Consider the following 26,184-nt stretch of genomic DNA (forward strand, 5'->3'; position numbering starts at 1 on the left):
AGCTAGATGAGTGAACAACATGCAGCATGGCTTGCTCGAATGGAACAGCAATCTAAAGCTAAGCAAGCACAATTTATGAATCATATAGCGGGGCGTTTGGGGCATCCTCGAATGACGGAAAAACCGGAACAACCATATCGTGGTGCGCCTTCGTTTTGGGAGCAATTTAATTGGACACAGACGGAAAAAGAAGAGCAGTTTATGAAGACTTTTCAGTCTGTTGGGGGACATACAGCTAAATTCAGTACGCTGGAGCAAGCGAATGAGTTTATTGTACAGCATTGTGAAGAATTAGGGGCAAAATATATTGTGCAACATAACGACGCTTATTTACTTGAATCGGAGCTAAATAAGCGGTTAGCAGACAAATTACCGGAAGCACAAATTAGTATTTGGAATACGGATCAGGAAAAGCAGTGGATAAAAGAAGCGGCACAAGCAGACGTCGGCATTGTAGTGGCAGATTATGCAGTTGCTTATACCGGATCGATTGTGACATTGTCAGCAGCGAACAAAGGTCGTTCTGCTAGTTTATTGCCTACTGTTATGTATTTTATAGTACCAATCGATCGCTTGCATACACGACTTGGGGAAGTGTTAAACCAATTTGATGAGTTAGAGAGAGAGCAATTACCTGCTGGTATTCACTTTATATCAGGACCAAGTCGCTCTTCGGATATTGAGAACGACTTGACGATTGGCGTACATGGACCAGGTGTTGTTTATGCATTGTTAGTTGGATAATTAATGTAAGTCTTTATTTGGTTAAAGGTGGTATTGGGGAGAATACTACTGTGCAACTAGAAAGGGAGATTATTGATGAGAACACGAATAAGTGTCGAGCATTTACATCCAGCAGAGCAATTACTTTTATTAATGGAGCGAATTTACCAACACGGATTAACAACGACATCGGGGGGGAATTTATCGATTCGTGATCAAAATGGTGATATTTGGATAACGCCCGCAGGTGTCGACAAAGGCTCGCTAACTATTGAAGATATGGTTTGTGTCAAACAAAATGGACAACATGTGGGAAAGCATAAACCATCCAGCGAGTTTCCATTTCATCAACTTATTTATAAATCCAGACCAGATTTAGGAGCGATTGTTCATGCTCATCCACCAGCACTTGTAGCATTTAGTATTGTTAGAAAAGTACCCGATACAAGATTGTTGCCGAATGAACGACAAATTTGTGGCGAAATTGGTATTGCACCGTATGCTTTACCTGGAAGTATACAGCTAGGGCAAAATATCGCAGATGTATTTGCGCGAGGCATTAATTCTGTTATGTTGGAAAATCACGGTGTAGTTGTTGGTGGGGCAAATTTATTTGAAGCATTTCAAATTTTTGAAACCCTTGATTTTTGTGCAAGATTAGAAATTGAAGCATCTAGAGTTGGTGAAGTAAAATTATTGACTGATGAACAATTTGAACTTGTACGAAATAAACGAGAGTTAAAAGTGGATATATTTCCAGTAGAGCCATATAATCAAGGGGAACTAGAAATAAGAGAGGAAATGTGCCGTCTTATTAAACGTTCTTATTCGCAAAAATTATTCACTAGTACGCAAGGGACATTTTCACAACGAATAAACAAAAACGACTTTATTATTACACCATTTGGTATTGATCGTAACTATTTGGAGCCTGATCAGTTAGTGAAAGTAATCGATGGTCAAGTAGAGCAAGGGAAGCGACCAAGTAAATCAATATTGCTCCATCAAGCGATCTATGATCAGCATCCGCATATTGATTCGATAATTATTGCGCATCCACCGAACATTATGTCTTTTGCGGTAACGGATAAAGTATTTGATTCCAAAACTATTCCAGAGAGTTATATTCTGCTCAGAGGTACGCCGAAACTTCCGTTTGATGCGGTGTATAATGAACCAGAGAAAGCAGCAGCTGTATTTACGGAGTGCACGCCAATAGCATTAGTAGAAAACAATTGTATTATCGTAACGGGTCAAAGTTTGCTGAATACATTCGACCGCTTAGAAGTTGCGGAATATAGTGCGAAATCGATTTTAGCCGCACAAGCATTAGGGGATATCGTTCATATTGACGAACAACGAATAGATGACCTGAAAGTGGCGTTTAATCTAGCTTAACTGTTGTTGCACCGTTAGTTATAACAAAAACCAAGCTTAATATGCATACATGAAGTATGTCATCATAAGCTTGGTTTTTTGCTATTGATCTGGAAAGTTACCGCTTCTCATTAAGCTTTAGCAGTTGCTCTAAAAGTAAAAATGCATTGTCTTTTCGTTCAGCGTTAACTCGCACCCCGATATAAAAATCTCGTCCCAAAATTGGGAATTTTTCCATCATCAATTTCGGGTCCATCTTAATGGCATAAGTACGCATCGTTGGATCTTCTTCCGTTGCAAATTTTTTGCTATTTTCTTCTTTTAATAATGGCTTCAGGTTAGGAATAGTCTCGAGATCAACAAGTCCACCTTGTCCACCGAACCACTGTAGCATAAACTCGTCCATCACATAGACATCTTCAAATTCTGAAGCAACGACAACAAGTGCTCGTTGTAAATAAGCGACTTGACTCATTTCATCAGGTGGAACGTAAACAATATCAGCATCGAATCGTTGCCAATTTGATGATAACGATAGAAACGCTTCATTAATAGGAACATAATTGCTGTCATTATCTTTTGTGGCAAAATTACCCAAAAAAGTAACGCTTACATCTACAGGCGGTAAACTTGCCAAATAACGTTTTTCTTCTTGCTTATCGATGAAAGCTATTACACCGTATACAATTAATACAACTGCTAGAATGGCACTTATCGTGTGAACTTTGTAATAGCGCCAAAAATGATCGAACTTTTGAGCTGTAGTTGACAATTTTCTGTACTTACCATATTCTTGTTCATTAAATTTCTCAGCATATACTTGATTTTCATAATCTAATATACGATTGAATGCATTCGTAATTTCTGCAAACTGTGCAGCAGCTTCTGCATGTTCCATTTGTTCCGTAGCTGTAAGATATTGGCCTAATCGTTGTTCCGTCTTTTGTCGCTCACGCTCTCGTTTTAATAATAAGTCATACCGTTTCTCGACTTCATCTTTACTAGAAGCAGCAGGGAGTCCCATTATTTCATAGTATTTATTCATATCTTCCACATTGTCACCCCGATAGTTATTACGAATTTAGTAGTATGTATATGATAAGACTTATCGTGCCAATGCAAAGATGTAGTTTACCATATATTTATCCCCTATACTCTAGTATACGGGATTTTTAGCGTAACGCAAATAAAGAGCCTTCCAGCTGCAAACTAGACGCTTATATAGGAGTATGTTATAGTACGGGGGTACAATTATATAAAAAGTCTGGCTAATTAGTCAGGAGAGGTTCGCGAACTCCCTCTATAAAAAACTAAACGATACGTTTGTCTATTTTAGGCATCGTTGTTTTGTGTTCGGCGTGTAACTATCCTTCGATAGGATAGTTACACGCCGTTATTGTTTTATATAGCGGTGAAGTAGATACCTCCTCCCATCTTAGGAAGGAAAGTGATGAAGTTGAACGAGCAAAAAGCATTAGTAGTTTTTAGTGGTGGACAAGATAGCACGACATGTTTGTTTTGGGCAATACGTCAGTTTAAAGAAGTAGAGGCAGTGACTTTTAATTATGGGCAACGACATGCAGCAGAGTTGGAAGTAGCGGCAGCTATTGCGGCTGAGTGTAATGTAAAACATCACGTACTGGATTTAGCTTTATTAAATCAATTAGCACCTAGTGCGTTAACGAGATCAGATGTCGCAATTACAGAGCATTCAGATCAGCCCCCTTCCACTTTTGTAGAAGGAAGAAATATGTTGTTTTTTAGTTTTGCTGCTGTACTGGCTAAACAAATCGGTGCTAGACATATTGTTACTGGTGTAAGTGAAACGGATTTTAGCGGATATCCGGATTGTCGCGATGTATTTATTAAGTCATTGAATGTAACGTTAAACTTAGCGATGGATACAACATTTGTTATAGATACTCCATTAATGTGGTTAAATAAAGCGGACGTTTGGCGATTAGCAGATGAGCTGGAAGTGTTTGAATATGTGCGTGATCAAACATTAACGTGTTACAACGGTGTTATGGCGAGTGGTTGTGGCGAATGTCCGGCATGTAAGCTGCGCAACAACGGTCTACAGCAATATTTGCATATGCGAATGGCTAAGCAGACGAATGACGGCGTTACAGCGGTAATAAAAGAGGTGACAAGTTAAATGTTACAACAGATTTATGCTATTCCACCTCATCCATATACTTACGAATTAAACAAAGATTTTCATTTTTCAGCTGCACATTATATTCCGCACCAAGAGGCTGGAAAGTGCCAGCAAGTACATGGACATACGTATTTTGTTAATGTGACTATTGGTGGTAATGAACTAGACGCTAGTGGATTCCTTATTAATTTTACCTTTCTAAAAAAGCTAATCCATGAGCAATTTGATCATCAAATGCTGAACGATCAAACGAAATATTTTAATAATATAGATGCAGCTTACTTTCCAACAACGGAAGTCGTTGCTAGAACGATATATGATATTGTCCAAGCACATTTGGACACGTTACATCATCGACCCCAATGTTTGCAAATATATTTGCGTGAAACGCCTAGTAGCTACTGTATTTATCGACCGAAAAAATTGCTCAATTGGCAGCAGGAGGAACAAGTATGAGGGAACAAGAAAAAAAGCTTCCTGTTCTCGAAATATTTGGACCGACGGTACAAGGGGAAGGGATGGTAATTGGTCGCAAAACGATGTTTGTAAGGACGGCAGGATGTGATTATCGCTGTGTGTGGTGCGATTCTGCTTTTACATGGGATGGAAGTGGAAAAGATCGAATTAGGATGATGACAGCTAGTCAAATCGTCGATGAGTTGATTTCGCTTGGTGGCGAACGGTTTAACCATGTTACGATTTCTGGTGGCAATCCAGCACTACTTGCTCAGCTTACGCCATTGATTCAAGTATGTCATGAACAACAATGGACAGTTGCGTTAGAAACGCAAGGCAGTCGTTATCAGCCGTGGTTTTTGGAAATTGATGAGTTAACTATTTCACCGAAACCACCGAGTTCAACGATGGAGACAGATTGGGAAGTGTTGGATGAAATAGTAACGACATTGACTGAAAACAACCGTCAGTTTTGTTTGAAAGTAGTCATTATGGATGAGTTAGATTTTACGTATGCGAAGCAAGTTCATCAGAGATATGACAACGTACCGTTTTATGTTCAAGTTGGTAATGATCACATAGAGGAACAAGATACGAAACAATTGTTAATGTATTTATTAGAACGATACGAATGGCTCGTTGAGCAAGTGATGAATGATGATGTGCTACGTGGTGTATATGTTCTGCCACAATTGCATACATGGCTATGGGGAAATAAGCAAGGCGTTTAAGTGATAATAATGCAGTTATTTATTTCATACAAAGGAAGCGATGATTATGCATACCGAAGGAAGAACAGCGGAAGAGTTAGAAAATATTACTTTGTTAGGTAATCAAGGAACGACGTATACATTTAGTTATGCACCAGAAATATTAGAGTCATTTCCAAACAAACATCCGAATCGTGATTATTTCGTTAAATTTAATTGTCCAGAATTTACAAGTTTATGCCCGATGACAGGGCAACCAGATTTCGCTACGATATATATTTCTTATATTCCTGATAAACTAATGGTGGAAAGTAAATCATTAAAACTTTATTTATTTAGTTTTCGTAATCATGGAGATTTTCATGAAGATTGTATGAACATTATTATGAATGACTTAATTGCATTGATGCAACCGCGTTATATTGAAGTGTGGGGTAAATTTACGCCTCGTGGTGGAATTTCGATTGATCCGTATTGTAACTATGGACAACCTGGGACAAAATTTGAACAAATGGCAGATTATCGTTTGCAAAATCATGATTTATATCCCGAGAAAATTGATAATCGATAATATCTATCGTGTAATGGGAAAAGAAAGAGGTGTTGTCCGTCAATGAAAAGTGTATGGGTTACTGGTTATCGCGCGCATGAATTACAAATTTACAATGATAAACATCAAGCGATCCCCTATATAAAACAAGCGATTAAGCAGCACCTGTTTTCACTACTGGATGATGGACTAGAGTGGATCATTACTTGTGGACAATATGGTACTGATTTATGGGCGTGTGAAGTAGCGTATGAGCTGAAAGTAGACTATCCTCATTTGCAAGTAGCCATTATTGCGGCTTTTAACGATTATGCTGCGGATTGGAAAGAAGATAGAAAACAGTTTTTAGCACAAATGATATCGCAAGCGGATTATTACACTAGTACAAGTAATCGTGCTTATGAAGGACCATGGCAGTTTAAAGCACGTGATCAATTATTACTTCGTCGAACGGATGGATTGTTACTATTTTACGATGAAGAAGCATCTGTCGCTAGTCCACGCTATACATTACAGCAAGCCAAGCAAAAACAGGATACGACAGACTATCCGATTTTACTTATTAGTTTTGACACTGTACAAAGTTTAATCGAAGATAGTCACCAACAAATAGATTGAAAATATAGACGCAATAGAAAAAGACCATTCGTATGATTAGGTTTAGTAACATGTACTATCGATACTATCCCATACATACGTGGTCTTTTTCGCTGCATTACTTGGACGATTGTTGTTTACGTTGTTTGGCAACTAAAAAGTCAATAGCGAATCCGAGTAACGCCCATGTTATAATAGTGAGGATGTACATTAACAATACGCTTACTTGGTGAATATCGGCAAAAAGATTAACAAGCCAAACGGGTATGCTAAACATAAAAAAAAATAAGTTGTGTGGATCATAACCGGTGTAGTTAAAGGCGCATAATAAAATAGCAAAAAGGGTTGTTATTAAAGTGGCTTTATAACGCATAAGTATAGCTCCTTTGCAGAAATGTTTGCGATATAACTGCTATGTAGGTTATTATGTGACCAAAGGAGTAATTTTATCCGAATAATAGGAGGTCTATTCATGTTAACTCATATCGTACTATTTAAGCTAAAAGATAATAGCGCTGCCAAAGTAGAAGAAACAGCACAGGTTTTGCGTAATATGGAAGGGAAAATTGAAGAGTTGAAGTATATCGAGGTTGGGATAGATGTATTGCACTCTGAACGTTCCTATGACATTGCATTAATTACGAAATTTGATTCAATGGCGGATATGGACAAGTATCAAGTTCATCCGGTGCACCAAGAAGTGATTAAACATATGCAGCAAGTACGAGAATCATCCATAAGTGTGGATTATGAGCTGTAGGTAGTTTTCAGGTTATCCAGGTTCGAGAGGAAGTGTTTACCATGCGTGATGTGTATGAAATGCTCACTTATTTATTAGTTATTATATTTGGTAGTATAATTATGGTGGCAGCATTGAAACGAAAAGCAAGAAAAAAACAAAAAGATAATTAGAGCAGGAGCGTATGTTATGTATTTTGTTAATGTGGAGCAAATAGCTGTTCGACTAGCTATGGTGGAAAATATTGTTACAGTGTTGAAGCAGCTTACTACTAATTGGCAAGGCGATACATTACAAAGTTTCGCGCAGGAGCGGGCACTTCATTTGGCGGCAGAAATTGTAACCGATGTTGGTAATTATATAATTGATGGCTTTATTATGCGCGATGCTAGTAGCTATGAAGACATTGTAGATATTATTGGAGAAGAAGGCGTATATCCGGAAGCAATACATGATGGATTAATGGAATTGGTACTACTTCGAAAACCTTTAGTACAGCAATACTTTGCATGGCCACGAGCGGAGTTACATCCGCTCTCGGACCGATTACCAGAAATATTGTTGCAGTTTAAACAAGCTGTAGAGCAGTACATAGAACGTGAACTTTAGTAAAGTCAGCATACAGTAGTAAATAATAAAGCTTGTTTGGCTCGAGCAGTCAACTGATAACTTATCGGTTAACTGCTTTTTTGTGTTTCAAAAATGGAAGCGAGCTGGATGATAACTTTTAGTGTCAAGACAAGTGTTATGTGCTTATACTAATATTAAACTGGGCGTTTGGCTATGGAAAAATAGTCGATTGGCCGAACAAAATGGTAAAGGAAGTGAGATAATAATGGAGCAAGGGAGTCTTATTATTATTGCGCTGACATTCATCGTACTAACGATTGGCTTACTGACTATTTTGCATATCGCTCTAAAGCATTGGATAAAAATTCAACAAACGGTAGCAGGGTTAGGGATGCAGGTACAAGCAACGCAAGCGGAGATTGAATTAATATTGCAACCAACGAAAGAAGCAGTAGATAGAATTAATGAACAGTTAAAAAGTAGTAAAAAGATTTTTACTGCTGCTGAGCAAACGACTGATGCTGTACAGCAGATGACGAAAGCTGCCAATTACTTATCGGAGTTATTATCAACAACGACTAGTCGATATGTCGAACTTACTTCTCACAAGAAACAAAAGCATATTGATGAATCACTGCAATGGGCAGAAATAGCTGTACTAGCATGGCAACTGTGGCAAAATAATCGGATCAGGCAAGCTGGTGTTGATTTGGAAGGGCAAGAGACCGAAAGTGAACAAGTAGAGTTAGACAAACAACATTGAGATCAGTTGCGATAATTGTCGAAAGGAATGCAAACGTCTTTTGAAATTCATTGTAAAGCTGTTGAAACAAGACGTTATATACGATAAGATGAAGTTACGTTTTACCAATATTAATCATAGATTATATAGTGAAATGTTTAAGAAATAATATTACGTTTAAGAAAGCGGTGTGCTTGTGCAACAACCGATAGCGATACTGGATTCCGGCGTAGGCGGCCTCACAGTTGTTAAGGAAGTACTGCGGCAATTACCAAGAGAAAAAGTAATTTATTTTGGAGATACGGCAAGAGCACCATACGGCCCACGAACTCCGGAAGAAGTTAGACAGTTTACTAGAGAAGTTGTAGATTATTTAGTACAGTATGATCCCAAAATGATCGTCATCGCATGTAATACAGCAACTGCTGTTTCGTTGCTTGATATCCGTGCTCGAGTAGATATACCTGTCGTAGGTGTTATTAATCCCGGTGCTCGGGCAGCAATAGGAAGAACGAAAACGGGATGTGTTGGTGTTATAGGCACAGAAGGTACGATTAAAAGTAGAGCGTATGAAGATGCGCTAAGATTATTATCACCACATGTGCAAGTCGTTAGTGAAGCGTGTCCACAATTCGTTCCTTTAGTTGAAAAAGGTAATTTTCGATCTGTAGAAACTTACGAAGTAGTGCGTAGCGCTATCGAGCATATGAGAAGTTATCCGATTGATTGTTTAATTTTGGGCTGTACTCATTATCCTTATTTATCCGAAACGATTTCGGAAGTAATGGGCGAAGAGGTTAATCTGATTAACTCAGCGGAAGAAACTGCACGCGAAGTAAGTGCTATTTTGCAAGATCAACAAAAACTAGCTAAAAGCGAACACATACCTGTCCATCACTTCTTTTGTAGTGGAGATCCGAAAATGTTTAAATTCATTGCGCAACAATGGTTGGGCGAACAAATTGAACTGACTCCAGTTATATGGCAAGTGCCTAATATAAGTTAATGAAATTACTGCGAAACGACTCATTCCTTCTTATGGTGTGTAGTCGTTTTTTTGTTGAAAAAATACTGTGTATAGGACAACTTGTTACTTTCATAAATTAGGGAGGAGGGAAGAGAGGTGGGAGAAAAGTGCAGGAAACATTATTTTTAAATGAAGATGTAGCGGCTAGTTGTAGTCAGTTATCTTATCAGTATCCGTTTGTTACGGCACACGTTATTGGTCATAGCGTCATGGGGAAGCCGTTGCTTGCATTGCGTTGCGGAGAAGGAGAGCAAAAAATACATATTAATGCTGCTTTCCATGGGAATGAATGGATAACATCTGCATTGCTTATGCGATTTATGAATGAGCTGAGCGCTACTTACGGAGGTATTGATGTATGGGGGCTGGAAGATCATCAAGTAGCTTATTTGCGTGAAGAAGTGACGGTATGGGCAGTTCCTATGGTGAATCCAGATGGAGCGGAGCTTGTGCAGTGTGGTATTCATGAAAGTCATCCGATGTATCATCAACTCGTTCATAATAATGGCGGTTCTGCGGATTTTTCAAATTGGAAATCGAACATTCGTGGTGTTGATCTAAATGATCAGTTTCCGGCGTATTGGGATGAAGAGTGTGCTCGCAGAGGTGTGTTTGAACCAGCTGCTAGTGACTATCCCGGACCGTATCCACTAAGTGAACCAGAAGCAGCTGCTATGGCGCAATTTACAGAGACATTAAGATTTAAGCAGGTGGCAGCACTTCATACGCAAGGTGAAGAGATTTATTGGAATTATCGTAATTATGAACCACCAGAAGCACAACATATTGCAGCAAGATTAAAAAGGGTTAGTGGGTATAAAGCAATTAAATTAACTGGAAGCGACGCAGGATACAAAGATTGGTTTATTAAACAGTATCGCAAACCCGGATTTACGATCGAAGCGGGATATGGCAGAACGCCGTTGCCGTTTGAACACTTTGAACAAATTTATGCGAAAATACAACCATTATTGTTAGAATATATCCTTCTATAATAGTGAAATATAGTGGAAGCAGCTGCTATCGATTTGCGATAATAGTTGTGTTATACTTCGATTAATCTAAGGATTAGATTAGTGATATATGTAGTTATATATGTAGCAATGAAGGATGATGCCAAATGGGTAAACTATTATCGTTAAGACATTGGAAAAGTACGCTACTCCTTATTTTTCAAGTGATGAAAAGTAAGGAAGTTGCATTGTTGGACAAGCTTATTTTTACTATACCAGTATTATTATATTGGATATTACCAGATATATTGCCAGGGCTGCCGGTGGATGATATCGCAGTAACGATGGCATTGGCGGAATGGTTTGCACAGCGGATGCGCAGGAAATATCAATTTTTGAATAAAAAAACGGATTAGTTGTAATCAAGGAGTGAAGTAGTGAGATGGCAGTAGGGCATGTAACTACACAGCATGAGGAAGCGATAAAAGCAAAGTCTTTTGCCTATTATAGTTATCTTTCAGGTTTTTTAATTATCGTTGCAGCTATATTATTTGTGGAATATTTATGGTTGCCTGCCCCGTACATCCAGACGTCATCACACTATTTCATTGTGTGGGTTGATCAACTTTATTATAGTTTAGTACTTATTCCAGCGTGTTGGATCGTAGCGGCAGTGTACCAGCTGTATCATGCAAAGCAGCAGAAATTATTTCAAAATATACGGCTGCTTGTCATTATCACTTTTGCGTTTATAGCGTTAATTTGTATTGCAGTACAGTATTACTCTAATTATTTGGTGTGGTTACTATTACTGATTGTTTGTGCGCTCGTAGCGATAGAATTGGTAGTGCTTACATTTTCGGCAGCAAAGCGAATGAAAACCCGTCGTCTCACACAATTAGGGGTTACTTTTGCGGTATTTTCAATAGTCGCTATTCCTGTTCCATTCAATGTTATATATCCGGGATTTACGATTGATATGAATAGTTATGCAAAAATAGAAGGTGGAACGGCAAGTGGAACTATCGATGGTGTACTTGTGTTCGATCGTCCTGCTGTTTTACTTGATTATGTGACAGCGCGGCTATTACCAGCGTATGAATGGTACAAAAGACCAGCAAGTGAGCCTCCGATTACGGAGCAGTTTGCTGAAGTGATCGAAATGAAACAAACAACCGATCAATTAGCAGCGGCAATTGCACTTAAATATGTAGGCGAAGGACAAGGGGTGACACCTCTTGGCGTTCATGTCGTGGCAATAGAATGGAATAGTCCCGCTGATGGTGTATTGCGAGCTGGAGATATTATTGTCGCGATTAACGATGAACCGATCATGACCATCTCTGATTTATTTTTACAAATGCAACAGATACAACCGGAACAAACGATTCAACTGACGGTACAAAGAGATGGGGAGCAGATCGAAACGGTAGCTATCCGTGCAACCGCTGCTAGTGATGAACCGGCAAAAGCTGTTATTGGGATAGCGATTGACACTGCTTACGAATACGATGTTACTAAGCATGTGGAATATACCGATTACATTGCCCATATTGGTGGTCCATCGCATGGGGCAATGTTAACGTTAGCGCTAATTGATCAGTTAACCTCTGGCGGGATAATTCAGCAAATAAAAGTAGCAGGTACAGGAACGATTGAGCAGGATGGTTCTATCGGAATGGTCGGGGGAATAAGACAGAAGGCATATGCGGTCAGTCGGACGAACGCAGAAGTGTTTTTTGTACCGCTAGCTGGTGCAGAAGTAGCGAAAAAAGCAGCTCCGCAATTGCAAGTTGTCGCTGTCCAAACAATCGATGATATATTGCAATGGCTGGCGCAAGAAGCGGAGCATAGAGGTACAACCTATTAGAACGTATCTGAAAACTAAATAATTTTATGTTATGAATGGAGAAAATGACTGGCGTATCAATTATTCGTAGCCACTTGTTACTATTACTAGGTCATGTTTCAGATCAATGAATGAAGCGGTAAACTTGTACGTTTTTTCGTATAAACCTGAACTCCTCCAGTACTTATTTGAATGTTTGTACGTATTATCGTATAAACCTCTACTGTACTCCCCTATACAAATGTTCACATTAGACTTTAAGACCTCATGCGATAAAAGCTACGTCCGAACGACCGAGAGTCAATGGTTATAACACTTGGAAAAGCAAAAAACCACCTTAAGATCTACTTTTCACACTCATATACATGTATTCCATTTTTGAATAGAAAATGTGATCAGTTTTCAGACACGTTCTAGTGTTGGTTAACGGTTATAGTTTATCCACATACAATAACGTCGTTTGTTTCGTGTTTAGCGTATGCTGAAGCATCGGTTCATTCAGTACACCAAGTGTAATAAGTGAGCTTATTTTACTGTTATCCGGTTTTGAAATCATTCGCCAAAGCGCTTCATCGGGTAAGGCAGCATACAATTTTTGTTCGTCATATTCTTTTTTTGTTTGTGTGACTACTTTTGCTTTGTAAGCACCACTATTATATTCACTTACTTGTTGCTGTTCACAGTATGCTAATATTTCTGTTCGTAATTGCTGTAATTCTGAATCAAGTTCTTTTTGCTGCATTTTGATGGCATGATAGCGCTCAAGTTGTTGCTCCATAAAAAAAATCGCCTCCTTTGTACAACATATGCAAGGAGACGATAATTAATTGTTATTATTTTTAACGAGGTGGAAGTGGTCCAAAGAACTGGTACAAGTCACATTGAATTCGACCATTGTATAGTTTTCTTTTTTTATTTGCAGGCTTGCCCATATATGTCTCAATAGATTTGGAAGGGCTGAATACAAAGTAAGACCAATTAGGATAATAAAGCACCGTTCTTCCGAAGTCTCGTATAGCTAATTCGGCTTCTTGCTCATCGCCAAGTCGCTCACCATAAGGTGGGTTGGTAATAATAACACCGTAATCTCCTTCTGGTTTTGCTTTGGAGACAGATAGAGCTTTTAATGAGATTTCTTTGTTCAAGCCGGCTTTGCTAACCGCTGCTTGGGCAACATCTATGGCGTGCGGATCGATGTCTGATCCAGAGATTTGCAATGGAATGGAATCATCCACCGCATCGTAAGCTTCTTCACGTGCCTTATTCCATAAATCAGCAGAAATGATAGGCCATATTTCGCTATCGAATTCACGGCGTAATCCAGGAGCGATATTCCAGGCGATCATTGCAGCTTCGATCAATATAGTGCCAGAGCCACAAAAAGGATCGTATAGCGGTCGATCAGGCTGCCAACGGCTTAGCTGTACAATGGCTGCTGCCATCGTTTCACGTAATGGAGCAATGGTAGCATGCGTACGATATCCCCGTTTATGTAATCCAAATCCAGATGTATCAATCGTAATTAACGCTTCATCATGTAATAGTGATACTTCAATTACAAAACGTGCGCCATCTTCGCTAAACCAATCGGTGTGATAATGTTCTTTTAATTTCTCGACAATTGCTTTTTTTACAATACTTTGGCAGGCTGGTACACTGGATAGTTGTGATTTTTGGGAACGACCGTTAACTGGAAACTCTCCATCTTCTGGAATCCACATTGGCCAGTCCATCGCTTTAACCCCTTCAAACAATTGTTCAAAAGTGGTAGCAGGAAATTGTCCCATATTAATTAATACTCGTCCAGCAGAACGGAGCCATAGGTTGGCACGACAAATATCGATAAAGGTTCCTTTGAAATGTACTCGTCCATTTTCGACCCGTTGTTCAGTATAACCTAGTTGTTGTAACTCTCTAGCGACAACTGCTTCAAGCCCCATCGGTGCAGTTGCAATTAGTTGTAGTTGCGTCATTTGCATTCACTCGCTTCTATTATTAAAATAAGTTGTTATCGTTGTTATAAAAACTTACAATTAAGTATATTAGAATGTACGCATTTGTACAAATGTTAAATATTAAATGCAGCGGGGTGGATGAATTGGAACAACAAGAGAGAGAAGAATTATACATAGCGCAATTATATAAAGAGGACGAGCAATTAAAAATGGTACGAGCGGGAATTGTAGCTGCTGGTTTGCGAGATATATCAGTGCCCATTGGTTATGGTCGCTTATTAACGATGTTAGTACAGTTAAATAATGCGCAGCGTGTATTGGAAATTGGGGCGTTAGGTGGATATAGTGGCATTTGTTTAGCGCGCGGTTTTACCTCGACAAGTGGTCAGTTAGTGTCGCTTGAGCTGCACCAAACAAATGCTGATTTAGCATCTCGTCATATGTCTTTAACTGGTTTTGATCAGCAAGTAACTTATATGGTGGGGGATGCTAGAGATAGTTTACAGCAGTTATTGCTGGAAGATGAGCAATTCGACTTTTTCTTTATTGATGCGGACAAAGAAGGATATCCGTTTTATTTGGATGTTGCATTAAAATTAGCTCGTCCCGGTGCGATAATTGTAGCTGATAATATTTTTTTACGGGGAAGAGTACTGGATGAGTCTAAGCAAGGACCAGCAGTACAGGCGATGCGACAATTCAACGAGCGTATAGCATCTGATCCACGACTGTTAAGCACCAGTTTGCCGGGATATGATGGACTTACTATCGCAATCGTCAAAAAATAGATGTATATGATGCCCTTCACTAGTAAACGATATTGGAAACTATACAAAGTGAGGGAAGCATATGACTCATCAACAAGTAACAACAGATGAAGAAGCGTTGGCGACAGTTAGAAAATTGATTAAAGGCATTGACGTTGCCATGTTAACTACAGTGTCTGCGCAAGGGCTAGTATCTCGACCAATGCAAACACAAGCCGTTGAATTTGACGGTGATCTTTGGTTTATTACAATGAAAGATACGGATAAATATGATGAACTTAAGCAAAATCCGCATGTCAATGTCAACTATGTTGGCAAATCCTATGTATCTATACGAGGGACAGCAGAAATAGTCAATGATCGAGCGAAGATAGCACAATTTTGGAATGCAGCGTACGAGAAAATGTTGCAAACGACAAATGATGATCCTAATTTAATATTAATTAAAGTACATGCAGAAACAGCAGAATATTGGGAAATGGGAAACATCCGGAAATTAGTAAAACAATTGTTCCATACGATAACAGGGGATAAGGAAGATAATGCTCATCTAAACGAAGTAGTGCACTTGGAGAAAAATAACTAAACGTAATGCAACAAAATGGCGTAACATAGTGAGTTACGTCATTTTGTTATGTGGAAAATCCATATTATGATGAAAAATAAATAGTAAGTAGACTATGCTTTGCTTTATGATCCACGAGATTGATTATTTTCTGGCTGTTTTTTAGGCTGCTGTAAATGCCGTTTGCCTCGTAGTAATGTATACCATACCCAAACACCATTTAATAACATGAGTACCGAAGATATAAGGAATAGCCCTCTTATTCCGATGGAGCCTGATACAGCACCACCTGCAATAGGAGCAATCATGTTTCCAAGTGCGAGGGTGCTACTGTTAAAACTGTACGCGCGGCTTTCCATACCATCAGGTGTATACTTGCGGATGAGTGTATTTACAGTTGGAATTAGCCCACCCAAAAATAATCCTAGCCCAAAACGTGCAATTAACAATTGCCCGACGGTCCCGGCATAAGCTTGTGGGATAAACGCAAGAGCTGCTCCGAGTAGCGATACAGCCAGTATTCTTTCGGCACCGATCCGATCACTTAATCGTCCGAGCACCGGTGAAGCAATTAGATTAGATAATCCCGTTGCCGAACCAACAAATCCAGCCCAGAAGGCTATATTGGTGGCGGAATGATGTAATTCTTGCACGAATAAAGGGATTAACGACATCGGGCTCATATTTGCAAATTGAATCAGTAAAGTAACGCCAAACAAAGCAAGTAGTTGTGGGATACGGCTAAGTTCTTTTAACCCATCGATTACTGATTCTGATTTAGAATTGGCAGCTTGTTTCCGGTCAAAATCTTCTTTGACGACGAATAACGCTAACAACGTAGCAGCGAGTAGTAAAGCACCGGTCAAATAAAAGATTGGTCTAAATCCAACCATGTCTGCTAGTACGCCACCGATTAAAGGTCCCAATATCGTTCCTGCGATTGCGCCGGATTGAACGGAACCCATGGCAAAACCGATTTTGTCTTTGGGTGTAGTAGCTGAAATGAGTGCGATTGAAGCTGGATTGAAACCGGAAATTGTTCCATTCAGCAACCGAAGTACGAGCAAATGCCATGGTGCAGTAGCAAAACCCATTAAAAATATGACGATAGCCATTCCAAATCCGGAACGGATAATCATAAGCTTTCGCCCGTAACGGTCGGCATATTTCCCCCATATAGGCTGGAAAATAAATGCAGTAACAAAGTTTCCGGCAAAAATGATACCCGCCCAAAGTGCCACTTGCTCTGTATCGGTCATTCCTAAATCATATTGCAAATAAAGCGGCATAAACGGGATGATCATCGTCATGCCTGCCATCACTAAAAACTGGCCAAACCAAAGTACGATCAGATTTTTTCTCCATTGTTCCATAGTTATAGTATAACACATTTTGTAAAAATCATGATTGTCAAACTATTGTCATAGGAAATCAAGCGGGACGGTTGTTAGTGTGCTAGAAAAGGGGCATAATGAATACTAGACTAATATGTAACATCTATCATACATAGAAATGAGGAGCAGTAATGACTTATAATGATCGTTTTCTGCGTGCTTGTCGCAAAGAACAAGTAGACCGTTTGCCAGTTTGGTATATGCGACAAGCAGGGCGGTATGATCCGGATTATCGTAAAATTAAAGAAAAGTACTCGTTACTAGAAATTTGTCAACAGCCTGAGCTGGCGGCAGAAGTTACGATGATGCCGATTAAAAAGTTAAATGTGGATGCAGCTATTCTGTATTCTGACATTATGAATCCGGTTGCTTCGATCGGTGTTGATTTTGATATTGTAGCTGGTATTGGTCCAGTTATTGATCAACCTCTCCGAACTGTTGCGGATATTGATCGCTTACGTCCGATAGATGTTGAAGGTGATCTAGGACATGTGTTAGAAACTATTCGCATATTAGATAAAGAATTACAGGTTCCTTTAATTACATTTGCGGGTGCACCGTTTACAATTGCTAGTTATTTAATAGAGGGTAGACCATCGAAAAATTATTTGCGAACGAAAGCACTTATGTATAATGAACCAGCAGTTTGGCATAAATTGATGGACAAGCTTGGTGATATGGTTATTACATATACACGCGCGCATATTGCGAATGGTGGAAAAGCATTTCAAATATTTGATAGTTGGGCGGGCGCATTATCTCCGGCAGATTTTAAACAATATGTGTTACCGACCATTGAACGTATTTTTTCCGAATTGTCAGATTTACCACAGCCAAAAATATATTTTCCGGGTGTTAGTTCAGCTGAACTGTTACCGCATCTTTCCAATGTGAAAGCAGATGTTATTGGGTTAGACTGGCGCATTTCTATAGCGGAAGGTCGAAAGCGATTAGGAGACAAGTTTGCTGTACAAGGTAATTTAGATCCTACACTGTTAACAGCTCCAATGAAAATGATTAAACATTATGCGGCAGAAATTATTGATCAAGGAATAGAGCAGCCTGGACATATATTCAACTTGGGACATGGCTTATTTCCGGAAGCGTCTTTAGAAAAGTTGGCGGAATTAACTGCTTTTGTTCATGAATATTCAGAAAAAGCGATTGCTAAAGCGCAAGGGGGCAAGTCGTGATGACAGCCATGCAAGGAAAAATCGGTGTACTAGTGATGTCTTATGGCACACCGGAATCATTAGATGATATCGAAACTTACTATACGCACATTAGACGAGGAAGAAAGCCGTCAGACGAGCAATTGAATGATTTAACGATGCGCTATGAAGCAATTGTCGGTGGTGTGTTTCCGCTTCGTGAACATACGAATCTTCAAGTGGCAAGTTTGCAAGATAAATTGGAGCAATTAGCCCCCGGTCGTTATCAATGCTTTCAAGGGCTTAAACATGCACGTCCCTATATAGAAGATGGGGTAGCTGCTATGGCAAAGGCAGGTATTACAGAAGCGGTAGCTATCGTACTTGCCCCTCATTATTCTACGATGAGTATTGGTAGTTACTTGGAACGAGCAGCTGTAGCAGCAGAGCAAGCAGGTATTACGATGAGCGGTGTAAAACAGTATCATATGCATCCCAAATGGCTTCAAGCAATAACAGAGCGGGTAGTGGCAGGAGTGGAGCGATTAGAAAAGCGCAGTGCCGAAATGGACAAAACGATGGTGCTGTTTAGCGCACATAGTTTGCCAGTTCGAATTAGAGAGCTTGATGATCCATATGAACAACAATTGTTACAATCGTCAGAAGCAATTGCCCAAGCAGCAAACGTGAAAAATTGGCAGTTCACATGGCAAAGTGCTGGTCAAACACACGAACCATGGCTTGGTCCTGACTTGTTAGAAACGATGGCGACACTTCGTGATGAAGGTGTAACGGCTATATTAGTAGCACCAATTGGTTTCGTTTCTGATCATTTAGAAATAATGTACGATATTGATATCGAAGCACAAGCAGAAGCTAAAAAATTGGGGATAACATTAGAACGAATTACGATGCTAAATAGCGATCCGCTTTATATGGAAACTTTAGCAGAATCAGTGATGGAATTAAAATAACGAAAGAATAAACGGGAAATAGTGGCAAAATTTGATACAAACATCTTCGCATTTTAGCGAATAGTAGGTATAATGAGAGAGTCTGATTGTACATAGTACAATAACTAGATTCTCTTTTTTTGTATGGAGAGAAATGGAGGAATAAATGGAACCTAGATCAGAACGTCATAAACCAAAAAAAGTACATAAACAACAGGCCGAAAACAGCAAGAAAAGTATTATTATATTCAATGCCATTATTGTGTGTAGTTTATTTATTATCGGATTTGCTATGTGGAAAACAGGTGTCTTTAGTCCAGTAAAATTAATTAGTGAGCAACAACAAGAAGAAACGCAGACTAAGGAGTTACTTGAAGACGATGTTGAAATTGCTGAAAGTGGAGACAAAGAAGAAGGAAAGACGGTCTCAGAGGAAAATAGCGAAACAAACGGAAAAAATGGGGATGACGAACAAACAACGGATGCGTCTGAACAATTACCGAATGATGTTGTAGATGCGGAAAAAGATGATAACACTCCAACTGTAAATGGTAAAAATAGTGTTGATACTACTGCTGTAAATGGGAAAAATGTTGATGATACTGCTACTGTAGATGGTAAAAATGGAAACGAAGCTGGAACGGTAGGGATGGCATTCGTTGGTGATATATTAATTTCTGATTATATCCAGCCAATTGTAGATCAATATGGTTATGATTACTTATTTGAACCAGCATTACTTTATTTGAGTGAGCCTGATATTACGGTTGGAAATTTGGAGATGCCAATTACAAAAGCAGGTAAGCCAATAGATCAAAAGTACGTATATAAAGGCTCGCCGAATGTCATTCAGCCGTTGTTGGATGCCGGATTTGATATGGTGAGTTTAGCTAATAATCATGCATATGACCAAGGTAAAGAAGGTTTGCTCGATACGATAGCTCATTTGGACAAAGCGGGACTTGCTCATGCTGGTACAGGTAATAATAGTACGGAAGCATATAAACCAGTTATTAAAGAAGTGAACGGTGTTTCTATAGCCTTTGTTTCTCTAAGCCACGTCATTCCTTACGCAGAATTTAAAGTAACAGATAATCGAGCAGGTATTGCCGAGACATATGATGTTGAACGGGCGACACAAGCGGTAGAAGACGCCAAGCAGGCAGCGGATGTCGTTGTTGTACTTATTCATTGGGGAGAAGAACGAGTGACCACATTGAGCGATAAACAGCTTTCTTTGGGGAAAGCCTATATCGATGCTGGTGCAGATTTAGTCATTGGTCATCACCCTCATATTTTGCAAGGTTTTGAAGAGTACAAAGGAAAGTGGATCGCTTATAGCTTGGGCAATTTTATTTTCTCCTCATATCCGAAGGACGCAGAAGCAGAAACAGGTGTATTAGATGCAGTTTGCAGTAAAGCAGGAGATTGTCAACTACAATTCCATCCGATGGAAGTTAAGATGGCGCAGCCCGTCCCTATGGAAGAAGAAATGGCACAACAACTATTTGAAAAACTACAAAGTATTTCTGTAAATGCAAAAGTCGATTCGAATGGTAAAATTATGAAAAAATCGAAGTGATCGAAATGATGGAAATGATCGAAGGTAGAAAATGGTCAAAAGTAGCGAAATGAGTAAGAGTTCGAAATGATCGAAACTATCGAAACTATCGAAATGATTGCTTGAAAATTATCGCAAGTAATGTAGTTAGACTGATATAAAGAGGTGTCATCATGGTTGGCGTAATAGACGAATGGTGGATACGATTGTTGTTTGGAGTTGTCGGTGGCGGTCTTGCTGCTGCGGCGGCATATCGTATTCGAGCGCTTTCTATATCTGGAGCATGGGCAGCGTTTGTGATGGGAGCTAGTTTTGTACTGTTCGGTGAGCCGATCTGGATTGCTTTACTACTTTCCTTTTTCATAAGTTCATCGTTTTGGTCGGTGTGGAAAAAAAAGAATCGTACGAAAGCAGCTGCTGAACAAAAGTATGAAAAAACAGGTAGACGAGATGCGGGACAAGTTTGGGCGAATGGCGGTATAGGATTAATCTTTTGCATACTAGCTGCGATTTGGTCACATCCTTTTTGGTTATATGGTTATATCGGGGTGATGGCGGCAGTTACTGCCGATACTTGGGCGACAGAGCTTGGAGCATTAAGCCGTTCCAAACCGCGATCTATCGTTACTGGTAAACGAGTGGAGCCGGGTACAAGCGGAGGAATTACTATATTAGGAAGCGTTGCAGCATTTTCCGGAGCAGCTTTTATTGCAGTAGTAGCTTACATTTGGCTACCATCGATTTGGCTAGTTATATTTGCAGCTTTGGCAGGGTTTATTGGAGCTATGGTCGATTCTTATCTAGGTGCTACAGTGCAAGCCATGTATCGTTGTCCAAAGTGTCATACCGAAACAGAACGAACATCTCATTGCCAGTTAACTACTGTTCGGATAAGAGGATTCAACTTTATGAATAACGATCGTGTCAACATGATTTCATCTTTGGTGGCGGCGTGTTTGCTTGTTGTAGCTGCTGGACTATGGCTTGGATAAAAACATAGTTTATCTGTTTAGAGTGTTAGAAAAAGTACACAAACAAGTAGTGGGCGTTTATAGTCAATGAAAACTGACTTTGAACGCCCTTTGACTTTGCTATGGGTGCGATGCTTGTTGTGTTACATCATCCAAGTGATTGTGCAGATGGCATGACGCAACAGTAGAAAGTTTGTACGAAAAATCTTATAAACGGACATGTGGAGCGGGTTGTAGAGACGGCTTTATACGAAAATTCGTATAAATGGACAATGTACGGGTTGTTGTAGAGGAAGTTTTATACGAAAAAACGTATAAAAGTTCATGAAAAGACGGGTGGAGTGGAAGCTTTATATGAAAAATCGTACAAAGGGGTCATGATCAGAGGTCAAGTCCTTTTTTATGTCTGGGGAGGACGTCGTTGTATGACATATCGTATATATTTGCGAATTTTGAACGATGTTCCTGCAAAAGTAGCTACACAAAAAAATTGGACGTAAAACGGTGCTGCACCCCAAAAGTTAAAGTACAAAATCTAACCTTTGAGGTGCAACGCCAACCTTACGTTTTCTCGCCCAACTTTTTATTTTTAGGGATTACTAGTAAATGAAATGGAATTACAATTGACTAGTAAGTTGTTCCATTTGTTCGATTAGTTGTTCAAATACACTCATTGCTTGTTTAATTGGTTCAGGTGAGGACATGTCTACTCCTGCGTTTTTCAATATGTTGATGGAGAAGTCATTGCCACCGCTTTTCAAGAAGTTGAGGTATCTGTCAACAGCTGGCGTACCTTCGTCCAAAATTTGTTTAGAGAAACTAGTGGCAGCAGCGAATCCAGTCGCGTATTTGTAAACATAGAAACTGGTGTAGAAGTGAGGAATACGTGCCCACTCCATGGCAATATCTTTATCTACGACGACATTTGGTCCGTAGTATTTAACGTTTAGATCGTAATATATGTCACTCAACAACTGCGGAGTTAATGCTTCGCCTTGTTGTGCTTTGTCATGAATAAGTAGTTCGAATTCTGCAAACATCGTTTGTCTAAATACAGTAGTTCGGAACTGATCTGCGTAATAAGTTAACAAATACATTTTTTCTTTTACATCTGTCGATTTATTAAGCAAGTAGTCCATTAACAACGCTTCGTTCAACGTGGAGGCTACTTCAGCTAGAAAAATAGTGTATTGTGCATCACGATATTTTTGTGTCTCATCCGCATAATACGTGTGCAAAGCGTGACCCATTTCATGCGTAAGTGTAAACATACTATTCAAGTTATCTTTATGATTAAGTAAAACGTAAGGGTGGGTGCCATATGCTCCCCAACTGTAAGCGCCACTACGTTTTCCTTCGTTTTCGTAAACATCGATCCAGCCTTTATCAAAACCTTCTTGCAGTGCTTGCAAATAATCTTCACCTAATGGTTTTAAACTAGCAGCTACTGTTTCTTTCGCTTGATTGTAAGTAATCTTCATATCGAATTCATCTACAAGTGGTGCAAATAAGTCATACATATGTAACTCATCGACTTGTAGTAATTTTTTTCGTAGGTCCATGTAGCGATACATGAGTGGCAAATGATCGTGTATCGTTCCGATCAAATTCGTGTACACTTCTTTTGGAATATTATCGCCGTAAAGCGCCATTTCTAGTGGTGAATCAAATTTTCGAGCGTTAGCATAAAATACATTTTTCGTCACATTGGCATTTAAAGTAGCTGCAATCGTGTTTTTTAAATTGCCATATGTTCCGTACATTGCCTCAAAGGCATTTTTCCGTACATCACGATTGGTGCTTTCTAAAAATTGGATATAACGCCCATGTGAAAGTTCCACTTCTTCGCCTTGTTCATTTTTAACTTTTGGAAATTTTAAGTCAGCATTGTTCAACATACTAAAGATGGTGCTTGGAGAGGAACTAATGTTGCCAACTTGAGCAAGTAAAGCTTCTTCTTGTTTAGATAAAATGTGCGCTTTCTGTCTACGCATTTCCTCTAGTGTAAGACGATAATCTGCCAGTGATTTTGCTTGAATAAATTGTTCTAATTGTTCGTCGGATAAGCTTAAAATTTCTGGTGTAATAAAGGAAAGAGCTTCACTTGCTTGCACGCTAAGCTTTTTTGCCTTTTCGGATAATGATTGATATTTCGGCTCTGCCGTATCTTCGTGGTGGCGCATATTAGAATACACGTATAAACGTTCTACGTATAAGGACAATTTGTCTTCTAGCTCAAAACAAGCTTTTAACTTTTCTTCACTGGAGAGCTTTCCTTGAAACTGATCAGCAGATTGAATTAATTTGATTGCTGCTTCATATTCTTTTTCCCACATTTGTTCATTTTCATATAAATCTTCTAACCGCCAGCGAGTTTCGACCGCTGTTTCTGTACGTTTTGGCAACTTACTCATTGTACTCCTCCTTAAAATATCAGAATGTGTTTGATCAGATGCTACAGTAACTGTGCTGTTTAACTGAGACGTTTGAACATTATGTAAACTACTGGTTGATAGCAAAGTAATGCTAAGCAATCCGGCTAACCATTTCGTCATTATTGTGCCTCCAAGTTTTATTTTGGTTATTTTCTCCTGGAGAAACAAAAAGTATACTCATGGTTTTGGGATTGCGATTGTTTATTTAGTTTATGCCTATCCTAGAGTGACTAATGAATAGACAATTAGAAAAAAGGAAAAAAGAATTAAACCGATAGCAGTTAATGCAAGAGGTTTTCTAGCTTTATCAGGTATCGATTCACGCTTTAGCAAAATGACTCCTGCTAGACAAAATGAAGCGATAATCATTACTATCATACTGGCTGCATGTGACATCTCCTTACACCTCTTTTATCGCATTCATAATAGAGTGGTAAAGTTCTTCATCATGTGCATAATCAGACAAGTTAAATCGGCGATTTGCCCAATCATGTAGAGCTGGACGACTTAAAAAAGTGTGACAATCTTCGCCCCATTGATCGGAAATTTCGCGTGCAATAATCGTTTTTCCTTGTACTTCAATCGATAACATATTGTAATTATCTGTTTTATAAATCAGATGTTTCTTAAACATAATTACTCCGCCTTTATTCATAATGTAGTAGTAATATTATCATAACGATATTAATCGGTGTAAGCAATGCCCCAGCATAAAAGCATTAGAAATTTCTATTTATCCATTGGTGGATGTGTGAAATACTGTGATAATTACAAATTAGATTGCATTCATCTGGTGTTGCAGGTATAATATGGTCATTCCCTACATATAAGTAGAGAATAACAATCATAATGACTTTGATAGTCAATGGTTTATATTTTAGGAGGTTGTACATTTGAAAGGTACAGTTAAATGGTTTAATGCAGAAAAAGGTTACGGGTTTATTCAAGCAGAAGGTGGAGAAGATGTATTTGTCCATTTCTCAGCAATTCAAGGAGATGGATTTAAATCTCTAGATGAAGGTCAAGCGGTTGAGTTTGATATAACTGAAGGTAACCGTGGTGCGCAAGCATCTAACGTAGTAAGAGTGTAATAACAACAATAAACATATAAAAGCGATACTGGAAATGGTACCATTTCCAGTATCGCTTTTTTTGTCTAGACTTACGGTCTATATTCAAATATAAGTAGTGAATCGGTATCTGTAGCAGCTTCAGCAAACACTTCTCGGCACAGTAATAATTGGTGTTGTAAATCTGTAGAAGAATCATTATTTAGCTGTGGATTTTCTGTCGCGTACCAAACGATTGTTAGAGGTAGCGGTAGCCAGCCTGTCAGCATATCATATAGAGCATCCAAGTTTTCTCCATACCACTCAGGAAATTGCAGCGATTGTTTTAGCCATTGCTGGATAGTCATATAATTTGTTAAATCTGTTTCGTACAATGCAATAGTATTCATGTGCATCATGGCCCTTTCTGAGATATATCGGTGAAGGTTTTGTAATGATCCTCCGTCATATAAATTAGCCCATCGTTAGAATAAACGATTCTGTCTGCCCCTCGTGCGCCAGATTTATAATTAATGTCTGCTTCGTACCAGATTCGATTTTTTTGCTTTGGCAATAATCCTTCTCTGTTTCCAAAACGATCGCCACCAATACTTTTACCGGGTGCAACTTGATGTAAATTTTGCTTTTGTGGTTCCCAGCCGAGTTTACGTGCTTCATCTTTTGTTATGAAATTTACGGGTAACTGTTGATGTTCACGTATATACTTCGCTACTTCGGTAAAACTGGTAAGAGGTGTATTATTTTCATTGCTAGTATCGATACTACAACCTGCAAGTAAGACAGCTAGCGATAGAAAAATAGAAATAACTGGTGTGGAAAATAGCGGTAACCGTTTCTGTTGGTACATAGTTCTAAATAAATTCATAAAAGTTGTGAATAATTTCATAGCTAATGTATCGACTCCACTT

At 39.0% G+C, this 26,184-nt stretch carries 31 protein-coding genes and 1 riboswitch; of the genes, 21 read left to right on the top strand and 10 right to left on the bottom strand.

What is annotated here, in order from left to right:
- Positions 1–6 precede the first annotated feature (6 nt).
- Both ACFSTH_RS10200 and ACFSTH_RS10205 read left to right on the top strand, forming a co-directional pair.
- Positions 7–744: a LutC/YkgG family protein gene (locus tag ACFSTH_RS10200; protein WP_377774382.1), complete on the top strand. Its 738-nt coding sequence runs from the start codon at positions 7–9 to the stop codon at positions 742–744.
- Between the two features lie 75 nt (positions 745–819).
- Positions 820–2,121: a class II aldolase/adducin family protein gene (locus ACFSTH_RS10205; RefSeq protein WP_377774380.1), complete on the top strand. Its 1,302-nt coding sequence runs from the start codon at positions 820–822 to the stop codon at positions 2,119–2,121.
- Between the two features lie 97 nt (positions 2,122–2,218).
- Here ACFSTH_RS10205 and ACFSTH_RS10210 read toward each other — a convergent pair whose 3' ends face one another.
- A complete protein-coding gene (locus ACFSTH_RS10210; protein WP_377774378.1) occupies positions 2,219–3,154 on the bottom strand; it encodes a hypothetical protein in 936 nt (311 codons plus the stop codon).
- Positions 3,155–3,376: 222 nt separating this feature from the next.
- A riboswitch (PreQ1 riboswitch) is annotated at positions 3,377–3,420 on the top strand.
- A 130-nt stretch (positions 3,421–3,550) separates the two neighbouring features.
- Between ACFSTH_RS10210 and queC the strand changes: the two genes are divergently transcribed.
- Genes queC through ACFSTH_RS10235 form a run of 5 tightly spaced genes read left to right on the top strand, consistent with a single transcriptional unit; the run spans position 3,551 to position 6,595 of the window.
- Entirely contained in the window at positions 3,551–4,258 is a 708-nt protein-coding gene (gene queC / locus ACFSTH_RS10215; RefSeq protein WP_377774376.1) for a 7-cyano-7-deazaguanine synthase QueC, read from the top strand.
- Positions 4,259–4,717, top strand: a complete 459-nt coding sequence (gene queD, locus ACFSTH_RS10220; protein WP_377774374.1) for a 6-carboxytetrahydropterin synthase QueD — start codon at positions 4,259–4,261, stop codon at positions 4,715–4,717.
- Positions 4,714–5,448, top strand: coding sequence for a 7-carboxy-7-deazaguanine synthase QueE (gene queE, locus ACFSTH_RS10225; protein WP_377774372.1), 735 nt, complete (start codon positions 4,714–4,716; stop codon positions 5,446–5,448). The genes queD and queE overlap by 4 nt, the downstream gene beginning before the upstream one ends.
- Before the next feature lie 46 nt (positions 5,449–5,494).
- Positions 5,495–5,998, top strand: coding sequence for a preQ(1) synthase (queF, locus tag ACFSTH_RS10230; RefSeq protein WP_377774370.1), 504 nt, complete (start codon positions 5,495–5,497; stop codon positions 5,996–5,998).
- Between the two features lie 42 nt (positions 5,999–6,040).
- On the top strand, positions 6,041–6,595 hold the full coding sequence (locus tag ACFSTH_RS10235) for a DUF1273 domain-containing protein (RefSeq protein ID WP_377774368.1): 555 nt from the start codon (positions 6,041–6,043) through the stop codon (positions 6,593–6,595).
- A 97-nt stretch (positions 6,596–6,692) separates the two neighbouring features.
- Here ACFSTH_RS10235 and ACFSTH_RS10240 read toward each other — a convergent pair whose 3' ends face one another.
- Positions 6,693–6,947, bottom strand: a complete 255-nt coding sequence (locus ACFSTH_RS10240) for a hypothetical protein (RefSeq protein ID WP_377774366.1) — start codon at positions 6,945–6,947, stop codon at positions 6,693–6,695.
- Between the two features lie 99 nt (positions 6,948–7,046).
- Between ACFSTH_RS10240 and ACFSTH_RS10245 the strand changes: the two genes are divergently transcribed.
- From ACFSTH_RS10245 to ACFSTH_RS10275, 7 genes are all read left to right on the top strand, one after another.
- Positions 7,047–7,334 carry a Dabb family protein gene (locus ACFSTH_RS10245; RefSeq protein ID WP_377774364.1) on the top strand — a complete coding sequence of 96 codons (288 nt, stop codon included), beginning with the start codon at positions 7,047–7,049 and terminating at the stop codon, positions 7,332–7,334.
- A 168-nt stretch (positions 7,335–7,502) separates the two neighbouring features.
- Positions 7,503–7,922, top strand: a complete 420-nt coding sequence (locus ACFSTH_RS10250) for a DUF86 domain-containing protein (protein ID WP_377774362.1) — start codon at positions 7,503–7,505, stop codon at positions 7,920–7,922.
- A 121-nt stretch (positions 7,923–8,043) separates the two neighbouring features.
- Positions 8,044–8,646 (top strand): DUF948 domain-containing protein, encoded by a 603-nt coding sequence (locus ACFSTH_RS10255; RefSeq protein ID WP_377774360.1) that lies wholly within the window; start codon positions 8,044–8,046, stop codon positions 8,644–8,646.
- Between the two features lie 175 nt (positions 8,647–8,821).
- Positions 8,822–9,631: a glutamate racemase gene (racE, locus tag ACFSTH_RS10260; protein ID WP_377774358.1), complete on the top strand. Its 810-nt coding sequence runs from the start codon at positions 8,822–8,824 to the stop codon at positions 9,629–9,631.
- A 128-nt stretch (positions 9,632–9,759) separates the two neighbouring features.
- A complete protein-coding gene (locus tag ACFSTH_RS10265) occupies positions 9,760–10,647 on the top strand; it encodes a M14 family metallopeptidase (RefSeq protein ID WP_377774356.1) in 888 nt (295 codons plus the stop codon).
- A gap of 125 nt (positions 10,648–10,772) precedes the next feature.
- Positions 10,773–11,021, top strand: a complete 249-nt coding sequence (locus tag ACFSTH_RS10270) for a hypothetical protein (RefSeq protein ID WP_377774354.1) — start codon at positions 10,773–10,775, stop codon at positions 11,019–11,021.
- A gap of 26 nt (positions 11,022–11,047) precedes the next feature.
- Positions 11,048–12,475 carry a PDZ domain-containing protein gene (locus ACFSTH_RS10275; RefSeq protein WP_377774352.1) on the top strand — a complete coding sequence of 476 codons (1,428 nt, stop codon included), beginning with the start codon at positions 11,048–11,050 and terminating at the stop codon, positions 12,473–12,475.
- A gap of 409 nt (positions 12,476–12,884) precedes the next feature.
- Here the strand turns inward: ACFSTH_RS10275 and ACFSTH_RS10280 are convergent, their stop codons facing one another.
- Positions 12,885–13,232 carry a hypothetical protein gene (locus ACFSTH_RS10280; RefSeq protein ID WP_377774350.1) on the bottom strand — a complete coding sequence of 116 codons (348 nt, stop codon included), beginning with the start codon at positions 13,230–13,232 and terminating at the stop codon, positions 12,885–12,887.
- A 61-nt stretch (positions 13,233–13,293) separates the two neighbouring features.
- Positions 13,294–14,427, bottom strand: coding sequence for a THUMP domain-containing class I SAM-dependent RNA methyltransferase (locus tag ACFSTH_RS10285; protein WP_377774502.1), 1,134 nt, complete (start codon positions 14,425–14,427; stop codon positions 13,294–13,296).
- Between the two features lie 92 nt (positions 14,428–14,519).
- On the opposite strand from ACFSTH_RS10285, the gene ACFSTH_RS10290 reads away from it, so the two are divergent.
- Together ACFSTH_RS10290 and ACFSTH_RS10295 are read left to right on the top strand one after the other, a co-directional pair.
- Positions 14,520–15,197: an O-methyltransferase gene (locus tag ACFSTH_RS10290; RefSeq protein WP_377774348.1), complete on the top strand. Its 678-nt coding sequence runs from the start codon at positions 14,520–14,522 to the stop codon at positions 15,195–15,197.
- Between the two features lie 61 nt (positions 15,198–15,258).
- Positions 15,259–15,762 (top strand): pyridoxamine 5'-phosphate oxidase family protein, encoded by a 504-nt coding sequence (locus tag ACFSTH_RS10295; RefSeq protein WP_377774346.1) that lies wholly within the window; start codon positions 15,259–15,261, stop codon positions 15,760–15,762.
- Positions 15,763–15,866: 104 nt separating this feature from the next.
- On the opposite strand, the gene ACFSTH_RS10300 is transcribed toward ACFSTH_RS10295, so the two are convergent.
- The gene (locus tag ACFSTH_RS10300) at positions 15,867–17,114 is read right to left on the bottom strand and encodes an MFS transporter (RefSeq protein WP_377774344.1); all 1,248 of its coding nucleotides are present in this window, start codon (positions 17,112–17,114) and stop codon (positions 15,867–15,869) included.
- A gap of 152 nt (positions 17,115–17,266) precedes the next feature.
- On the opposite strand from ACFSTH_RS10300, the gene hemE reads away from it, so the two are divergent.
- The 4 genes from hemE (at position 17,267) to ACFSTH_RS10320 (ending at position 21,792) form a co-directional block, all read left to right on the top strand.
- Entirely contained in the window at positions 17,267–18,328 is a 1,062-nt protein-coding gene (hemE, locus tag ACFSTH_RS10305; RefSeq protein WP_377774342.1) for a uroporphyrinogen decarboxylase, read from the top strand.
- Between the two features lie 8 nt (positions 18,329–18,336).
- Positions 18,337–19,260 (top strand): ferrochelatase, encoded by a 924-nt coding sequence (gene hemH / locus ACFSTH_RS10310; RefSeq protein WP_377774500.1) that lies wholly within the window; start codon positions 18,337–18,339, stop codon positions 19,258–19,260.
- Positions 19,261–19,405: 145 nt separating this feature from the next.
- Positions 19,406–20,821 carry a CapA family protein gene (locus ACFSTH_RS10315; RefSeq protein WP_377774340.1) on the top strand — a complete coding sequence of 472 codons (1,416 nt, stop codon included), beginning with the start codon at positions 19,406–19,408 and terminating at the stop codon, positions 20,819–20,821.
- A gap of 152 nt (positions 20,822–20,973) precedes the next feature.
- Complete coding sequence (locus ACFSTH_RS10320; protein ID WP_377774338.1) at positions 20,974–21,792, top strand: DUF92 domain-containing protein; 819 nt, start codon at positions 20,974–20,976, stop codon at positions 21,790–21,792.
- A 596-nt stretch (positions 21,793–22,388) separates the two neighbouring features.
- On the opposite strand, the gene pepF is transcribed toward ACFSTH_RS10320, so the two are convergent.
- The 3 genes from pepF to ACFSTH_RS10335 all read right to left on the bottom strand — a co-directional run bounded on the left by pepF (position 22,389) and on the right by ACFSTH_RS10335 (position 24,840).
- A complete protein-coding gene (pepF, locus tag ACFSTH_RS10325) occupies positions 22,389–24,185 on the bottom strand; it encodes an oligoendopeptidase F (protein WP_377774498.1) in 1,797 nt (598 codons plus the stop codon).
- A 237-nt stretch (positions 24,186–24,422) separates the two neighbouring features.
- Positions 24,423–24,602, bottom strand: a complete 180-nt coding sequence (locus ACFSTH_RS10330; protein WP_377774336.1) for a hypothetical protein — start codon at positions 24,600–24,602, stop codon at positions 24,423–24,425.
- 4 nt (positions 24,603–24,606) lie between these two features.
- The gene (locus tag ACFSTH_RS10335) at positions 24,607–24,840 is read right to left on the bottom strand and encodes a hypothetical protein (protein WP_377774334.1); all 234 of its coding nucleotides are present in this window, start codon (positions 24,838–24,840) and stop codon (positions 24,607–24,609) included.
- Between the two features lie 259 nt (positions 24,841–25,099).
- Here ACFSTH_RS10335 and ACFSTH_RS10340 point away from each other — a divergent pair, with 259 nt between their 5' ends.
- Positions 25,100–25,297 (top strand): cold shock domain-containing protein, encoded by a 198-nt coding sequence (locus ACFSTH_RS10340; protein WP_377774332.1) that lies wholly within the window; start codon positions 25,100–25,102, stop codon positions 25,295–25,297.
- A 71-nt stretch (positions 25,298–25,368) separates the two neighbouring features.
- Here the strand turns inward: ACFSTH_RS10340 and ACFSTH_RS10345 are convergent, their stop codons facing one another.
- Positions 25,369–25,665 (bottom strand): barstar family protein, encoded by a 297-nt coding sequence (locus ACFSTH_RS10345; protein ID WP_377774330.1) that lies wholly within the window; start codon positions 25,663–25,665, stop codon positions 25,369–25,371.
- A 5-nt stretch (positions 25,666–25,670) separates the two neighbouring features.
- Complete coding sequence (locus tag ACFSTH_RS10350; protein WP_377774496.1) at positions 25,671–26,123, bottom strand: ribonuclease domain-containing protein; 453 nt, start codon at positions 26,121–26,123, stop codon at positions 25,671–25,673.
- Between the last annotated feature and the right edge of the window lie 61 nt (positions 26,124–26,184).

This window comes from Paenibacillus yanchengensis (assembly GCF_042684845.1).
Classification (GTDB): domain Bacteria; phylum Bacillota; class Bacilli; order Paenibacillales; family Paenibacillaceae; genus Pristimantibacillus; species Pristimantibacillus yanchengensis.

Coding starts and splice junctions, on each gene's coding strand:
- ACFSTH_RS10290 (WP_377774348.1), top strand. CDS start 14,520: ATGTTAAATATTAAATGCAGCGGGGTGGATGAATTGGAACAACAAGAG.
- ACFSTH_RS10335 (WP_377774334.1), bottom strand. CDS start 24,840: ATGTTTAAGAAACATCTGATTTATAAAACAGATAATTACAATATGTTA.
- ACFSTH_RS10315 (WP_377774340.1), top strand. CDS start 19,406: ATGGAACCTAGATCAGAACGTCATAAACCAAAAAAAGTACATAAACAA.
- ACFSTH_RS10205 (WP_377774380.1), top strand. CDS start 820: ATGAGAACACGAATAAGTGTCGAGCATTTACATCCAGCAGAGCAATTA.
- ACFSTH_RS10330 (WP_377774336.1), bottom strand. CDS start 24,602: ATGTCACATGCAGCCAGTATGATAGTAATGATTATCGCTTCATTTTGT.
- ACFSTH_RS10245 (WP_377774364.1), top strand. CDS start 7,047: ATGTTAACTCATATCGTACTATTTAAGCTAAAAGATAATAGCGCTGCC.
- queC (WP_377774376.1), top strand. CDS start 3,551: ATGAAGTTGAACGAGCAAAAAGCATTAGTAGTTTTTAGTGGTGGACAA.
- pepF (WP_377774498.1), bottom strand. CDS start 24,185: ATGAGTAAGTTGCCAAAACGTACAGAAACAGCGGTCGAAACTCGCTGG.
- ACFSTH_RS10320 (WP_377774338.1), top strand. CDS start 20,974: ATGGTTGGCGTAATAGACGAATGGTGGATACGATTGTTGTTTGGAGTT.
- ACFSTH_RS10295 (WP_377774346.1), top strand. CDS start 15,259: ATGACTCATCAACAAGTAACAACAGATGAAGAAGCGTTGGCGACAGTT.
- ACFSTH_RS10280 (WP_377774350.1), bottom strand. CDS start 13,232: ATGGAGCAACAACTTGAGCGCTATCATGCCATCAAAATGCAGCAAAAA.
- ACFSTH_RS10270 (WP_377774354.1), top strand. CDS start 10,773: ATGGGTAAACTATTATCGTTAAGACATTGGAAAAGTACGCTACTCCTT.
- ACFSTH_RS10350 (WP_377774496.1), bottom strand. CDS start 26,123: ATGTACCAACAGAAACGGTTACCGCTATTTTCCACACCAGTTATTTCT.
- ACFSTH_RS10200 (WP_377774382.1), top strand. CDS start 7: ATGAGTGAACAACATGCAGCATGGCTTGCTCGAATGGAACAGCAATCT.
- hemE (WP_377774342.1), top strand. CDS start 17,267: ATGACTTATAATGATCGTTTTCTGCGTGCTTGTCGCAAAGAACAAGTA.
- ACFSTH_RS10235 (WP_377774368.1), top strand. CDS start 6,041: ATGAAAAGTGTATGGGTTACTGGTTATCGCGCGCATGAATTACAAATT.
- queF (WP_377774370.1), top strand. CDS start 5,495: ATGCATACCGAAGGAAGAACAGCGGAAGAGTTAGAAAATATTACTTTG.
- ACFSTH_RS10240 (WP_377774366.1), bottom strand. CDS start 6,947: ATGCGTTATAAAGCCACTTTAATAACAACCCTTTTTGCTATTTTATTA.
- hemH (WP_377774500.1), top strand. CDS start 18,337: ATGCAAGGAAAAATCGGTGTACTAGTGATGTCTTATGGCACACCGGAA.
- queE (WP_377774372.1), top strand. CDS start 4,714: ATGAGGGAACAAGAAAAAAAGCTTCCTGTTCTCGAAATATTTGGACCG.
- ACFSTH_RS10275 (WP_377774352.1), top strand. CDS start 11,048: ATGGCAGTAGGGCATGTAACTACACAGCATGAGGAAGCGATAAAAGCA.
- ACFSTH_RS10285 (WP_377774502.1), bottom strand. CDS start 14,427: ATGACGCAACTACAACTAATTGCAACTGCACCGATGGGGCTTGAAGCA.
- ACFSTH_RS10345 (WP_377774330.1), bottom strand. CDS start 25,665: ATGAATACTATTGCATTGTACGAAACAGATTTAACAAATTATATGACT.
- ACFSTH_RS10300 (WP_377774344.1), bottom strand. CDS start 17,114: ATGGAACAATGGAGAAAAAATCTGATCGTACTTTGGTTTGGCCAGTTT.
- queD (WP_377774374.1), top strand. CDS start 4,259: ATGTTACAACAGATTTATGCTATTCCACCTCATCCATATACTTACGAA.
- ACFSTH_RS10250 (WP_377774362.1), top strand. CDS start 7,503: ATGTATTTTGTTAATGTGGAGCAAATAGCTGTTCGACTAGCTATGGTG.